This window comes from Shewanella sp. GutCb, from assembly GCF_002836135.1.
In the GTDB taxonomy this organism is placed as follows: Bacteria; Pseudomonadota; Gammaproteobacteria; order Enterobacterales; family Shewanellaceae; genus Shewanella.
The window spans coordinates 38,295-53,477 of the sequence record NZ_PJBL01000001.1 but is presented as its reverse complement, the minus strand read 5'-3'; the positions used below and the strand labels follow the sequence as shown (position 1 = coordinate 53,477).

General features: G+C 45.0%; 13 protein-coding genes. 6 read left to right on the top strand and 7 right to left on the bottom strand.

The features are described from left to right. The first annotated feature begins 131 nt into the window (after positions 1–131). The 4 genes from norR to zapE all read left to right on the top strand — a co-directional run bounded on the left by norR (position 132) and on the right by zapE (position 6,040). Positions 132–1,673: a nitric oxide reductase transcriptional regulator NorR gene (norR, locus tag CXF86_RS00260; protein WP_101092491.1), complete on the top strand. Its 1,542-nt coding sequence runs from the start codon at positions 132–134 to the stop codon at positions 1,671–1,673. Positions 1,674–1,795: 122 nt separating this feature from the next. Then, positions 1,796–3,259, top strand: a complete 1,464-nt coding sequence (locus CXF86_RS00255) for a M16 family metallopeptidase (protein ID WP_257985230.1) — start codon at positions 1,796–1,798, stop codon at positions 3,257–3,259. Beyond that, positions 3,259–4,809 (top strand): M16 family metallopeptidase, encoded by a 1,551-nt coding sequence (locus tag CXF86_RS00250; RefSeq protein ID WP_257985229.1) that lies wholly within the window; start codon positions 3,259–3,261, stop codon positions 4,807–4,809. The genes CXF86_RS00255 and CXF86_RS00250 overlap by 1 nt, the downstream gene beginning before the upstream one ends. A 34-nt stretch (positions 4,810–4,843) precedes the next feature. Continuing rightward, entirely contained in the window at positions 4,844–6,040 is a 1,197-nt protein-coding gene (gene zapE / locus CXF86_RS00245; RefSeq protein WP_102038053.1) for a cell division protein ZapE, read from the top strand. A 101-nt stretch (positions 6,041–6,141) separates the two neighbouring features. Here zapE and CXF86_RS00240 read toward each other — a convergent pair whose 3' ends face one another. The 7 genes from CXF86_RS00240 to glnE all read right to left on the bottom strand — a co-directional run bounded on the left by CXF86_RS00240 (position 6,142) and on the right by glnE (position 12,911). Then, positions 6,142–6,420, bottom strand: coding sequence for a putative quinol monooxygenase (locus CXF86_RS00240; protein ID WP_102038052.1), 279 nt, complete (start codon positions 6,418–6,420; stop codon positions 6,142–6,144). 38 nt (positions 6,421–6,458) lie between these two features. Further along, positions 6,459–6,839, bottom strand: coding sequence for a DUF3224 domain-containing protein (locus CXF86_RS00235; protein WP_101092494.1), 381 nt, complete (start codon positions 6,837–6,839; stop codon positions 6,459–6,461). Positions 6,840–6,951: 112 nt separating this feature from the next. Beyond that, positions 6,952–7,419, bottom strand: coding sequence for a nuclear transport factor 2 family protein (locus CXF86_RS00230; RefSeq protein WP_102038051.1), 468 nt, complete (start codon positions 7,417–7,419; stop codon positions 6,952–6,954). A gap of 167 nt (positions 7,420–7,586) precedes the next feature. Then, a complete protein-coding gene (locus tag CXF86_RS00225; protein ID WP_102038050.1) occupies positions 7,587–8,291 on the bottom strand; it encodes a class I SAM-dependent DNA methyltransferase in 705 nt (234 codons plus the stop codon). A 391-nt stretch (positions 8,292–8,682) separates the two neighbouring features. Next, on the bottom strand, positions 8,683–9,057 hold the full coding sequence (locus CXF86_RS00220; protein ID WP_101092497.1) for a hypothetical protein: 375 nt from the start codon (positions 9,055–9,057) through the stop codon (positions 8,683–8,685). A gap of 123 nt (positions 9,058–9,180) precedes the next feature. Further along, the gene (locus CXF86_RS00215; protein WP_101092498.1) at positions 9,181–9,870 is read right to left on the bottom strand and encodes a DUF4347 domain-containing protein; all 690 of its coding nucleotides are present in this window, start codon (positions 9,868–9,870) and stop codon (positions 9,181–9,183) included. Positions 9,871–10,103: 233 nt separating this feature from the next. After that, positions 10,104–12,911, bottom strand: coding sequence for a bifunctional [glutamate--ammonia ligase]-adenylyl-L-tyrosine phosphorylase/[glutamate--ammonia-ligase] adenylyltransferase (gene glnE / locus CXF86_RS00210; RefSeq protein WP_257985255.1), 2,808 nt, complete (start codon positions 12,909–12,911; stop codon positions 10,104–10,106). Between the two features lie 372 nt (positions 12,912–13,283). Between glnE and CXF86_RS00205 the strand changes: the two genes are divergently transcribed. Continuing rightward, on the top strand, positions 13,284–14,243 hold the full coding sequence (locus tag CXF86_RS00205) for a hypothetical protein (protein ID WP_101092500.1): 960 nt from the start codon (positions 13,284–13,286) through the stop codon (positions 14,241–14,243). Positions 14,244–14,256: 13 nt separating this feature from the next. Beyond that, positions 14,257–15,156: a DUF350 domain-containing protein gene (locus CXF86_RS00200; RefSeq protein ID WP_101092501.1), complete on the top strand. Its 900-nt coding sequence runs from the start codon at positions 14,257–14,259 to the stop codon at positions 15,154–15,156. Positions 15,157–15,183 lie beyond the last annotated feature (27 nt).

The window sequence follows — 15,183 nt, the reverse complement described above, 5'->3', positions numbered from 1 at the left end:
AGCGCCCTTTTCTTTATCTAATACACGGTACATTTGACACTGTTCATCATTCGCATTAATGTCAAAAAGACAAACACCTCCCATCACTCAGAAAGTATGAGTTTTGTTGTAATACTTTATGGAAATTCTCTATGTCTTTAAGCCAAACTGATCTTACCCGCATCGCCTTAGATATTACTGCTGGGCTTTCTGATCATGATAGATTCTCGCGCTTACTCGATACCATAAGGCAAACCTTGCATTGCGACGCTGCCGCACTACTGCAATTTACCGGACAACAATTTAACCCTCTGGCAATTGATGGCCTCAGCCCAGATGTACTCGGGCGACGATTTATTATCAGCGAACACCCAAGACTCGAAGCCATTGCACGCGCTGGCGATATCGTGCGCTTTCCAGCTGACAGTGAACTGCCTGATCCTTACGATGGCCTGATCCCTCACCAAGGTGATAACTTAGTGGTGCACGCTTGCATCGGACTCCCCTTGCTTGCTAATGGCGACCTGATTGGCGCTGTCACCATCGACGGTTTTGACCCTAAGCAATTTAACGATTTTAGTGACAATGAGCTGCGCACACTCAGTGCGCTTGCGGCAGCTTCGCTTAACAATGCCTTGATGATCGATAAACTCGAGAAACAGGCTGTCCAGTCACAGGAAATACCCTCTGCGAGCCGTATTAACGCTGATACTCGTGTAGAAATGATAGGCCACTCAATGGCGATAAATTCACTTAAAAATGAGCTTAACGTGGTCGCGAATACCGATCTAAACGTGCTTATTTTAGGGGAAACAGGTACAGGTAAAGAGTTGGTGGCAAAATCGGTGCATCAACTTTCGCATCGTGCAAAACAGCCTCTCGTCTACTTAAACTGCGCAGCGTTGCCAGAATCCGTTGCTGAGAGTGAGCTATTTGGTCATGTTAAAGGCGCGTTTACCGGTGCAATAAGTCATCGTAGTGGCAAGTTTGAAAAAGCTGACAACGGCACCTTGTTTTTAGATGAAATTGGCGAACTGCCATTAGGGTTACAAGCCAAGTTATTAAGAGTATTGCAGTACGGCGACCTACAGAAAGTAGGTTCTGATAAGAGCTTGAAAGTTGATGTGAGAATCATTGCCGCAACCAATAAAGACCTTAAAAAGGAGGTACTTGCAGGACGCTTTAGAGCCGACCTTTACCACCGACTCAGTGTATTCCCAATCGTCGTACCGCCCCTAAGAGAACGTGATGGTGATGTCACTTTATTAAGCGGTTTTTTTGTAGAACGCTGTCGCCAAAAACTAGGCCTTAAAAGCCTTAGATTAGATGCAAGCAGCCTTGCCATTCTCAATGGCTACGACTGGCCCGGCAACATCCGAGAGTTAGAACATGTGCTGCACCGAGCATCGGTGCTATCTCGCGCCCAATCATCATCGGACAGCTGCCTTATCTCGCAGCAACATTTTGACTTCCATGTGGAGCCGCAAACCAGCGTCACTAACACTAAAATAGTCCCTAGCCATACTGCGCACCCCAGCCATCAAACGTTAAAGCAAGCTACCGCAACTTTTCAATCACAGTATATTCAGCAAGTATTAACTGAAAACGAAGGTAACTGGGCGGCAACAGCGAGATCCCTTGCACTCGACTCTGGCAACCTCCACCGACTCGCTAAACGCATTGGGATAAAATAATAAGTTAAACCACATCAAAATGCCCATTGGGGTTAATGACAATAACTGCTATAAATGAGTGTAAGAGATAAATCCGCCGTTGCTTTAATGGGTTATGTTACGTTGCAAAAGGATGAAGCACATTGAGAAAATCGGCAAATAAACACCTTTTCATCGGCCTATTTTTTGCCGTAGGTTTTATCTCAAACAGCGCTATTGCTGCAGAGCAACAACCTTTAACTGCCATTGAGCACAGTTGCGATCTAACCACCCAAGCAGCTCCGCTTTATCAAACCGAAAAGCGTATTCAGTATCGTCAATTAAGCAACGGCTTACAGGTGAGAACCTTAGCGATCGCTGACTCATCATCAATTTCAATCGCCAGCCAGTTTGATGTTGGCTCTCGAAACGAAATCAAGGGGCAAACGGGTTATGCGCACCTGTTTGAGCATATGCTCTTTAAAGGCAGTCAGCATGCCCCCGGTGACCGTTACACTCAAACTATGAGTGAACTCAGCGGCCAGTTTAATGCCAGTACCTTTTTTGATTTCACTAATTATTACTTAACCATTCCCGCCCCAGCACTGGAGCTAAGTTTATGGTTAGAAGCCGATCGTTTTAGGTATCCAGCACTAACGCCTGCCACCGTTGCTAACCAGCAAGGCGCAGTGCTCGAGGAGATGGCCACCAGCATTGATAACCAACCTTATGTGCGTAAAGCAATGGAGTTTTTGCTAGCACAAGTTCAAGGTACGCCCTATGGACATGCGGTTATTGGTAGCATTGCTGACGTAAAAGCTGCGACACCTGAATCGCTCAATCAGTTTCATCAGCGTTTTTATCGCCCCGATGCAATGCAGTTAAGCTTAGTGGGTAACCTCCCCGCAAACACCAATACCTGGATAGATAATAGTTTTGCCAGCTGGCAACAGCCGCTTGCCGCTAAAGTCGCCATGTCAGATCTCATCATTGACACAAAGGCGGTTCACGGTGAAATAGTTGATGAACGCGGCCCGTGGCCAGCGGTGTTACTCGCTTGGCATACAGCAGGAACTGATTCGCCAGATGCCGCTGCACTGGCGTTACTCGAAGCGTACCTGTTTCAAAATAAAAGTAGCTTGATTGAACGCACCAGTCTCAGCGATCCCGACCAACTCCTTAGTTATTCAATTCCACTCAAAATGCAGCATCATGGCGTGACCAATCTGGTATTAGTCCCCCGAGCCCGCACTTCACTCGATACCTTAACCGAGAACGTTGAAAAGTTAATTGGATCGGTAACTGTAGAACCCATACCTGCGCAACAACTTTGCCAACTAAAGCAGATATGGCTAGATAAAAAGCTCTCAATATTAGATAGCCCATCGGTACTGGCTCGAACCCTTTCAGCGACGCTACCGCAGGATAGTTCAGCACCATTAACAGCCCAATGGCAGCGAATAAATGCTGTCACGGCTGCGGATCTACAGCGCGTAAGCGAGCATTATTTTAAGCACAAACGCGTCCGGCTCGACTTGCTCCCTCCTTGGCACATACGTGCTGCCAAAACGATTCTAGAGTGGTTGCCAAAGGGAACAGCGGACGATCTTGAAGAGAGTGTAATGTGATGAAACATCGGATACGCATTATCTATATAAGAGTTGCCAGTGTAAGTTTAATGGTTTACTTAAGCCTATACCTACTGGGCTGCCAACAGACTCAAATAGACTTTACTGCGACAGCTGCAACCAGTCTCCCAAAGTTTAACCCCATTCACGGGGCACCGAGCCTTGAGTCCATGCGTTTTGAGCAAACACAGAGCATTCAACAACAAATAATGCCTAACGGCAGTCAGTTATTTAGGGTTAACGATCCAAAATCAGGTTTAGATCACCTCACTCTCGTGGCTTATAGCGCTCGACAGCCGTTTAAAAATGTAGACGTGTTGATGAGAGCATTTGAAGAAAAGCGCCGTTGGCTGGTCGCGAGCCAAGCGCAGAGTTGCGCCGAGAGCCTAACGTTTAGCCCGTCACTCCACAGTATCGCGATTGGTATTAGTTGCCACCAACTTCCCACAGAGGCCACTGAGCTGCTAATGAGTTTTTGGCGCCCACACAGCTTTGATGACATCGACATTGCTAATGTTAGGCGGCAATTAAAGCTCGCTAAACATATCAATGCTTTTAGTGGCGCAGAGATCAATACCGTCTGGGCGAGAACCATTCTCGGCGAAGAACATATCTATAACCAAGCGCTCAACGATAGTTCACTTGCCGATAGCTTAACGCTTGATAGCCTTAATAACGTTAGAGAGCAGATATTATCTCAATCGAGTTGGGCTGTATTAGCTAACCAAAGACTAACTAATGCTAAAGGTAAGCCACCACAAGCATTACTCTCCCGCGCAGTGGCGTTAAATAGCACCACCAACATAACCCAAGATACCCATAATCATTCCAGCACACAGATAATGCAGAACATGCCTGTTGTTCCTTTAGGCAATAGCAGTAAAACGATCTACATTATTGACGCCCCTGGCAGTGTACAAACTCAAATCAGAGTAGGCTATCCAATGGTTAGAGACTTAAATGACACACAGGTAAATCAAGCATTATTACCCAGTGATGCAAGTGGCAATGCTCAAGATTGTCAGTTACTTGCAAGCTGGTTAGGGCGCAGTTTTTCGGGCCGATTATATTACGACTTACGTGAGGTTCGTGGTTTAACTTACGGTATTTACGGTCGCTGTTATGACAATCCTCTTTCGCGCTCTATCAAGTTTTATGGCAGTACTAAACTTGAGCACACTGGCGCCTTTATCGATGGTGTACTCAAGCACTTAGCACTGGCCGCTGAGAGTCCACCCAGTCAAGCAGAGTTAACCGCAGTAAAAACCTATAACACCAGTAAATTACTGCTGCGCCAAGATAACCCCATGGCGCTAGAGCTTGATACTATTAGGCAGCTCACCTCTGGGTACTCACCTTTATACCAGCAAGCATTCGCCGACAAAATCGAGGCGCTCACCGCGGAGCAACTGCAGTCCATTGCCGCCGATGTATTTAGTCGTCCACCCTATATTGTGATCCGTGGCGACGCAGAAAAAATCAATGCCGATCTTAAACAGAAGCTTCCTGACTGGCAGCTGATTGAAGTGTCTGCTAATGAGTCGTTATAATACGTGCAATTCTAATTAAGATACGATGACCTAGATGACATTGTTAAGCGCGCTAGCAGCAGACCCAAAAATAGAGCTTGAATCATTACAGGCTGGCCCACTTGCGCGCTACCAGCAGCAACTAGCACACACAGAATTTATCGATGACCCGAGCCAATACCAAGCGATTGAAGCCTTAGAGGCATTGTACCTTGCGCTCACATCCTCAAACTCAAGTCGCCCAGCTCATCAAGCGTTAACCGGGTTGTATTTATGGGGGGATGTCGGCCGTGGCAAAACGTTTTTAATGGACCTCTTTTATAACAGTATTGAAAATACCCCGAAATTGCGGCTGCACTTTCATCGTTTTATGGCTCGAATTCATCAAGAGATGATGGCGGAATCCGGTAACAGAGAACCGCTTGCCCGAATTGCTAAACGGATTGCTGGCGAATGTAAGCTACTGTGTTTTGATGAGTTCTTTGTATCTGACATTGGCGATGCGATGATCCTAGGTAAGCTATTTGAAGCCTTGTTTAATGAAGGGGTGACGCTGGTCACCACCTCAAATATCCCCATTAATGAGTTATACCGAAACGGCTTACAACGCCAACGATTTTTAGCCACTATCGACTTATTGAATCAGTTTACTCAAGAAATTCATCTCAACGGTGAAGCTGACCATAGGCTGCGTCACTCAGTTTATCAACAGCGCTATTTTATTAATCACACTGGCACTGCGCAAAGCCAACATCGTGCCTTCGCAGAGCGCTTTAGCACGATGACAGCATCGGCAAAGCCTTGCGCTGCCAAACTCGTGGTGCACAGCAGAGTGATTGATACTATAGAGTATACCGACAACATCGCTTGGTTTCGCTTTGATGCGCTATGCGATGGACCACGTTCTCAGCTAGATTATATTGAAATAGCCACGCGCTTTAACACCGTCATGGTATCAGAGGTGCCTATTTTAGGCGGTGAGCCAAGAAGCTGGATCCGTGCACGCGGCACAGAAGATGGCGTTATCGCCATCGAAACGGGTGAGCGACAGTTGTCGTATGCTGTAAATGATGATCCTGCGAGGCGTTTTATTAGCTTGGTCGATGAGTTATATGACCAAGGCGTAACACTCTATATCCAAGCTGATGTCGCGATGGAAGATTTATACACTGGCGGAGCGTTAAGCTTTGAATTTAGACGCACTTTAAGCCGACTAACCCAAATGCAATCCTTAGCTTACACGAACGATTAAGCTAGCAGCCGACACCCCCTAAGCCACCAAACCGTCGTAAAAGCTGATTAAAAAAGAGCTAGACTACTGGATTGTTCTCGGCTCATAGCCCGCTATGAATATTACTGGGGACTAATCTGATAATACCTTTCTACATTCACCGTCACCTCGCCCCACGTTGAATTTGCGACTCTAGATTGATGAGCAGCAAATGAAGCATGATCAACAAACTCCTCATAGACATTAAAACGACAGCTATCCTGACTATCTTGGGTCACTTCAAATATCAAGCAGCCGAGTTCCTGCTTTGTTAGCTCTGTATGCTGCAATAGCGCATCTTTTACCGTCGCTAACTCGGATATAGCCACCAAGATATAACCCGATAAAATAACCTTAGCCAATCGTTGTTCCTTACCGTACAAAGCCTGTTTACTGGGCGTTAAGCGTTAATGACATAATCAAAATGATAATGGTGCACTCCAGCTTCTATTTTTATCGTCATAGAGCCTGAAATTCCCGTTAACTCACCCGTTCCAGAATCAGGTACCACTAAAACTGACAAAGTATCAGCCCCTCGATTCATCACCCCAGTATGATGAAATGAGACCTCTCCCTTGAGACCGTTAATAACACCCGAGAAGGACTCCATGGCCACATAAGCCGCGGAGTTAGCGACAGAGGTACGCTTACTTAGCATTTGCCCTTGGCTAACACCGCTTATGTCGCCTTCAAATGTTTTAGTAAACGACATTCGTCCAGCATCAATAACGTCATCAGTTGCAGGTGTAAACGCTATTGAAAATTGTCCACTCACCATCATGTATTTCTCCAATCTTTAATTGAACCATTACTGATTAACCCGGTGTATTTACGCGACCGTTTCTATTGCTGCAATAACAACAATCCAGAAAATTACGCCATAGTGTTAAGGCCTACTCATGATATTTACGTATTACAGCCACTTTGCCATGTTCAATCTCTAACACTTCCATCATGGTTGATGTATATGTGATCGCTTGATTACTTTGTGGGTGGATCCCTTTCGCACTATGGCTGTAGCGGATCGCTATTGCGCTGTCATTAAAGGTAAATAGGTTAAGCAGTTCAGCTTTATATTCAGTATGCGCCCCAAGGTAGAATGTCATTCCTTTGCGCATACTTTGCTTACCATCAGCTGAACGAGAGTCGTCTGTTTCATAAGGAAGATGTTGATGGCCAACGTCATCCGTCAGCAGAGCTAGGTAATTTTCTAACTCTTTTTCTGTGGCATCAGGCGCTTGTGACGCAACCATCACCTCGAAATAGTTTTGAGCAATCTGCTCCATCTCACTTTGGTTGCTCTGTGCTTGTATTGAACAGACAACCAATAAACTTAATGCGATAACAACCAAACGTTTCATAACAAACTCCCTTTTGATGACGATTGAACCTCATAGCAGACAAATGCTTTAAGCTACAAACAAGCCATATGGCCTGTTGTAGTACCTTCAAAAGGTAGGTTCACCAGCCTTGGAGGCCTACCATAACACCCCTTTTATTTGTTATTCAATTGTTACATAAACAGTGATTATCGCGATGGATGGCACTTAATAAAGATGAAGTTGGGTCGATTGCTGAGCTTTTGATAAGTAACGGCGGAAATGCCTTTGACTTTTTCTAACACTTTCCCTTCGCAGATTTGGCTAATGACTAAGCCGTTGGATGTTATCGCATCGCTGATCTCAGTGAGTGAGCGACGGTAAAAGCTCACCGCAACAGGCTTACCTATGGTATTCCACTCTTGCTTAACTAACTCTCGTTCAAAATAATTGCCAGATTGCGAACATTCAAAATCAGCAAAGGGATGATGAGTTGAAAAGACCATATAGCCAGCTGGCTTTAAGACCCGGTGGATCTCTTTAAAAACAACGGTTAAATCTTCAACATAGTGCAGTACTAGTGGACACACAATAACATCGGCACTGGCAGACTTTTGCTGCGGCAACCCTAATGATAAATCTTGTACGTAAGCGGTGACTCGTTCTCCTAACTTGGCACGCACTATCTCAACCATAGATTCAGACACATCGACGCAGGTAAGTGACCTAACCCCTTGAGCGATAAAATACTGCGCATAAATTCCTGTACCACAACCCAAGTCAACGACATCGAGCCCTGAAAGGTCATCAAGTAACGCTTGTAAGGACGGCCGTTCTAAACACGCATTGTGAATATTGTCTTGTATTGCTGCATCATATTGCTCAGCATATTTTGAATACAATTCTGATTTCATAAGAGTCTCATCAAATGCAGTTAAACGGGGGCAAGTTTATCATTTACAATGACGATGAGTGGCTAAAGTAGCCGGGGAAATATCTAGATTAAAAGCCTATAGGAAATTTAAAGCTTATATTGGCAGGTTTTCCAGCACTTTCCATTACAGATTATAGCGGTTGTTGAACGCATTAAAACGAGCATCAACACCGCCACGAAGAACAACCAAAAATGGCTAATGCTCAGTTGAAGCTGTGCGTGTTAGCGAATACTATCAGGATATGATGCAGCTAAATAAATAAGAGATGAGGACGGTCATTACCCGTTCTAAAGCATAGGGTTAAACATATAGCTTTCAAATGTGGATATCAGAGTGCTATATGACAGAATCATGTACGACAAACGCGAGCTTAAACAAACATCGCAATCATGCCACCGATCGTCGCAGCGGCTTTTACATATTGGCCTACAGTGTACGAAGAGTCTTCCTTATCTTCTACTTGATCTGGATGATCTAAGCCTAACGCTCCAAAAGCAAAAGACTTTAAATCGGTTATCTCATCAGTATCCGCTGTAGCAGCCGTTTGTTGCTCAAGCATTAGCTTGTCTTTCGCCGCCTCTGAAAGCGTCACTGATGTATCAGGTGCATTCGATTGAGCCGCAGGCTCCACTCGCGGTTGCTTGGTCGTTTCGGTCATATTTGCGGCCGACAATCGGCTGTTAACGCTCGCGAGAGCATCTAAGTTATTAGCCAAATTACTGCTTACACCGCTGACGTATGTCATCAAATAGTCCTTTAAACAACTGCAGGTTATATTGGTGTGTATAGTAGCAGCAAAACGATCAAACCCTCGTTAATGAAAAGTAAAACATGATACAAAACGTATCCTTGTTACAGACTGATTTAACTAAAAAAAGCGTACAGTATGACGTGAAGACAGATAGTGGTGTTCAGTGTCACCATAGGCACTAATATCCAGCTGAGTCAGGCGCGTAATCAAGTGTAATAGTTGATCACCTTTTGGGTTGGCAATACTGTCGTTGGTCAAAATCATAAACTGACTGCTTGCGCTAAAGTGAGCCCCAAACTGGCTCACGCTGACGCGGTGATTAACCAGATACTGCTTATCAATCCAACGCCCGCCTAAATAAATTGCATCACTGGCCGCAGAAGCCACCATAACCACCCCAATATAACTCGGCTCGTTAGCGATAGCTTGATTGATTTGAGCAAATGGCTCTTGGCCCTCGTCAAGGATCAATAAGTGCACCTCTCCCCTAACGTTCTGCAATAACCCCTCTAGATCTTGCACTGTGTTGTCAACAATGACTAACACGGCTGAGTGCTCAACATTGAGCAAGGATGTTGTTGGGCGCTCATTCGCTGTAGCTTCATTAACAAAAAGGAGGCAACACAGCAAAATCAGCCACGTTAATGGGAACTGTCTAGGAAACTTAATCTCTGCAGATGCTGCTTTTATATCGAGTGCTGGATTGAGTTCAGAATCCAGTGTCGAGTCTGACGTATCAAATAAACTGAGATGGGTCAGGCTGTCATTGAAAGTGGAGTATGTTGAAATGTGCTTTAGGCTATCCATGTCAGGCCTCCTACATAGGCTTAGATTTCCTCGGTGTATGTAGGTAATGCATAGAACAAACCAGCTTTATAATTAGTTAAATTTCAGTTAGATAACTCAAGACCATCCAATGAATAGCAATACGTATCGCGATTTTTTCTATTTTGCAGTGCAATTTGCGATCAAAAAAAGACCAGACTAAGTCTGGTCTTTTTTTGTTTAATTAGCGCTATTAATACAGTGTTTTGATGTTATTAATTAAGAATTCCTTGGTAAATTTCTAGCACTTTTTCAGCATGCTGTTTCACTTCGCTGAAGGGTAAAGTCGTTGCTACCTGTTGCAAAGTTAATCGATGGCTTTCGTCACGAAGATGACAATAAGCCTGAGTTAACGATTGGGCGCTAGCGATAGGGATAAGTTCAAGCTCTGCAAGTTGTTCAAAAATACGCACATTGTCGGACCAAAAAGACAGCGACGGATACTCACTGGCATTAGCAAGCACAAGATATTGCGCAATAAACTCGATATCGGCGATACCACCGGGACTCTGTTTAAGATCAAACATGCCTTTACCCACCTTAAGCAGATGGTCACGCATTTTAAGTCGCATATCCCGCACATTTTTTGCCAGTACAGCATTATCACGATTCGACTCTAACACCTCAGATCTTAACTCATTAAAACGACTCGATAAGCTATTATCTCCAAACATAAAGCGGGCTCTTACCAGTGCTTGATGCTCCCAGGTCCACGCTTCTTTTCGTTGATAATCGCCAAAGTGCTCTATCTCGCTAACCAGTAAACCCGAAGCTCCAGAGGGACGTAGGCGCATATCGACTTCATACAACTCGCCCGATGTCGTGCGCGTCGAAAACAGGTGCAATATCCGCTGTGCCAGCTTTAAATAGAAGTGACCCACATCAATCGCTCTACCACCATTGGTTTGCCCACCCTGCTTAGCATTATGTAAGAACACTAAATCGAGATCAGAACCATAGCCAAGTTCTAAGCCACCAGCCTTACCGTAACCTATCACCGCAAAGCCCATCTCATTAGTCTTGAGGCCTTCGGGCACCCCATGACGAGTGCTCACCTGCAACCAAGCTTGCTGCACCACTTGTTCAATTATCGCCTCAGCTAGAAAAGTAAGATGGTCGCTCACTTGCATCACGGGTAAGACTCCCGTGACATCAGCCGCCGCAATTTTTAACTGTTGTGATAACTTAAATTGTCGCAACGCTTCCATCTGCTGCTCCATATCATCTTCAGGAACACGGAGCAGGTATTGCCTTAGCTCACTACTATAATCATCAAGCGAAGTGGTATCGTAGAGCTGCGCAGGATCAATAAGCTCATCAAGTAACATGGGAAATTTTGCTAACTGCTCTGCAATCCATGGGCTGGCACAGCAAAGACTGACGAGTTGTTGCCGCGCTCCTGGGTTTTCACAGAGTAACTCAAGGTATGTTGTGCGAGTTAAAATCTGATCTAGCACTTTAGAGACGGGTTCAAATGCTTTAGTGGGTTGCGAATGTAACGACAAGTCACACAATAATCTTGGCATCAGTTTGTCGAGTGTTTCTCTGCCGCGTGGCCCTATGGTCCTACGCACTACCGTGTCGTGCCAACGCTTTAACATGGGCCACAATTGCAACTCAACCTCTTGTTCATCTAAAATCGCGAATGCGGTTTCTTCCTCCTGCGCATCCCATAATTGCTGCGACCAAGTTTCACTTTTGTCATCTTGATTATCACCACCAACAGTCTCTTTGAAATGACGATGAATACAGGCCATTGCACCTTCAATTTGTTGCCTTAGATCCATCTCATTATCGGCATTTAAGGCCCAACATAAACGGTCCCAATCCAATTCTTTAACCGGCAGGGTTTGAGTCTGCTCATCATTAATGGCTTGCAGTAAATTTTCGACTCGGCGCAACATTAGATAGCTTTGCTTAAGTTCATCAAGCGCGAGATACTCAATTTGCCCAAGCTGATATAGCGTCTCAATAGCGGCGAATAAGCTTTGCTGCCTTAATGAAGGCTCTCGCCCCCCGCGAATAAGCTGAAAACTTTGTACCACAAACTCCACTTCGCGAATGCCACCAGCACCCAGTTTTATATTGTCAGTTAGCTTTCTACGTCGCACCTCTTGAGTGATAAGGCCTTTCATTTTTCGCAGTGATTCAATGGCAGAAAAATCAAGATAACGGCGATATACAAACGGTCTCAATAAATCATGCAGTTCATCGGAGTCGGCCGTCCAGGGGCCTAACGCACGCGCTTTTACCATCGCGTAACGCTCCCAATCCCGACCTTGCTCTTGGTAATAGTCTTCAAGGCCACTGAAACTAACCACTAAAGGTCCGCTTTCGCCATAGGGACGCAAACGCATATCGACCCGATAAACAAAGCCGTCAACCGTCACTTGATGCAACAGATTAACTAAACGTTGTCCCATACGGATAAAAAACTGTTGATTGTCAATTGAGCGTCGTCCGCCAATCGTTTCACCGTGTTCAGGAAAGGTGAATACCAGATCAATATCTGACGAAAAGTTTAGCTCACGGCCACCGAGCTTCCCCATGCCAAGGATCAATAGCTTTTGCGCCACCCCTTCGGGGCTTGTCGGTGTACCCAGCGTTGCGCACATATCGTGATATAGCCAATCACGCCCCGCAATAACCAATGCCTCAGCTAATACTGATAGATCTAATAAAGATTCTTCCAGCGAGGTGTATCCCATAAAATCTCGCCAGGCGATACCTACCATTTGGCGGTTACGATATTGACGCAAGATTTGCTTAATCTGCTCTTCGTCATTCACCGCACTTAACAATTCATGCAGATCGCTGGCGAAAGACTTTCGGTCAGTGCCATTAAGCTGAGATTCAAATAGCGCTGTTATCCATTGCGGGTATCGACATAGTTGCGCAGCAACAAAGTCACTTAACGCCATGATGGTCTTAAGCTCTTGTTGCTGCTCATTCGACAAGGAGGCTAGCGCCTCAGGAGAGGTATCGACGAATCTTTGCCAGTAGTTTTCAACGTTAGCAGCCATTTGAGTGGAAACTTCTTTTTTACCCCGTAAAGCCGCGCGCATAATAATCCCTAACAATTCTTACTATCGACATATTATGTCCACAGTGCTATAAAAATGTGATTGAGTTTTTTAAATGATGTTGGCTAGATGAGCAATTAAGTGCTTATAGCCCTTTGAAACATCAATCATTGTATTTTTGTGCTTTAATACAGAATACTATACCCAAAGCTGTAGTAATTGCAGTACAGCAAGGCTGTTTCTCTAGCAAATTCAATATTTCAGCACATGAAAGATTAATTTTATGTGCTTAAATATCAAGTTAAAAAGAGAATATAATCCCGAGTCGCTGCTAATCACTAGCGCTTACCTTAACTGATTTTTGGAGAAAGCATGGCAGGAATGCTAATTCGTGTTCTCACCGTTATATTGGCGTTATCACTCGCAGGATGCGGTGATGATAGACCAGAGCAAATAGCAAAGTACCAGCAGCTCAGTCAGCAACGCTTGGATACGCTTAGCACCATGCTCAATGACGGCCAAGTGCGTAATGCCAATTTATTGCAGCAATATACGCGTATTTTATCTCAGCAAAAACCTGATCTGGTGCCACTGCTTAATCAGCTCGCTACTGATGCGACAGCTCGAGGCCCGATGTTTACTTCGCTAACCCGCAGGTTAACTGAAGCTCAGAATGCAGCGAATTTTGTTGATCTCGATCAGCAACTCGCCGAAGTTGAAAACCTATATCAGGCAATGGACCCAAGTCTTTATAACGACATGCTGTCAGATCAACTCAATGTGGTTGCAGATATGTCTGATGGCGCGCTTGCCCGAGTCAATTCCATCAGTCGCGAAGCTGCTACTTTGGCGAATGGCTCTGAAGACTTTGGCGCTGGCAGCCAGTTAGTGGGCAACCCGTCTTACGGCAACTGGCAATCAGGCTCGAGTGGGATGTCAATTTGGGCTTGGTACGGCATGTACTCAATGTTCTCGAATCTAACCCGAGGTCCTATCGGATACGATCGCTGGTCAAGCCGTCGTAACTATAGCTATTACAATGATGTTGGCCGTTATCGTTATACCTCGCCTAAACAAGCCAGATCGCAAACTCAAACCTTTGAGCGCACCAAAAAGCAATTTAGTTCTCAAGGTAAGAAGTTTGATAGTCCATACGCCAAATCGCGTACGGGCTCTACCAGCTTGTCGAGACAAAGTACCAGCACGCCTAAAGCTAGTTCAACAGGACGCACTGCGAGTAGCAAGAGCAAGTTCCGCTCAAATTACTCTAAAGACAGTAGCTTTCGTAATTCAAGCAGTCGTACTACTCGCGGTGTTCGCCGAGGCAAATAATTAAGGGACTTTCATGACATTTTTTCAACACTACGGCATCACGCCAGAACTACTGATTATTTTGGCAATTGATCTAACCATTGCTGTGTTACTGCTGACATTAATGCGTTACCTGCAAGGCTGGACTATCAAGGTAAATAGTCGTAAAGAGCTTGCTGAAAACGACAACTTTGCTTTTGGTATCAGCACTGCTGGCGCGGTTGCGGCATTAGGTATTGTGCTGACTGGCGCCATCACCGGAGAGGCAGCTGAATCCTACCTAGTCGAAGCTATTGGCATGTCCGCTTACGGATTATTTGGGCTGATACTGATTAAACTAGGTCGATTTTTACATGACAAAGTGGCACTAAATGAGATTGATAAAAATGCCCTGATCATTAAAGGTAATGTCTCAGTCGCCATTGTTGATGCCACTGCAGCCATTGCAACCGCCATCATCATCCGCTCAGTGCTGATGTGGGCGGAAGACCTTACGGTTTATACCTTTATCGCTATATTTAGTGCTTTTGCTATCTCGCAGCTCATGCTAGTCGTACTGACGCGTGTGCGTGCCAAGCGCTATGCCGACCGTAATCAAAATGCTTCTATGCAAGCAGCACTGGCTCAAGGTCATATCGCTTTGGCTATTAGGCATAGTGGCTACATGCTAGCGATGGCATTTAGTTTTAATGCGGCAAGTCACTTTATTATTTTCAATCCAGAAGCTTATGTTGCCAATCTATTCGGTTGGTTAATGTTCTCTGTCATTATGCTGGTGTCCTTATCTATTTTGATAAAGATTGTCAAAAAGTTAGTCCTCGCCAACATTGATCTGTTTGATGAAGTAGAGAAGCAAAATAACATTGGTGTTGCTGCTGTTGAAATGGCAATCAGTGTTTCAATCGCGCTTATTCTCGCGGCGTTAATGGCCTAATGTAAGCCTAAAGATGGGAGCGGTTAT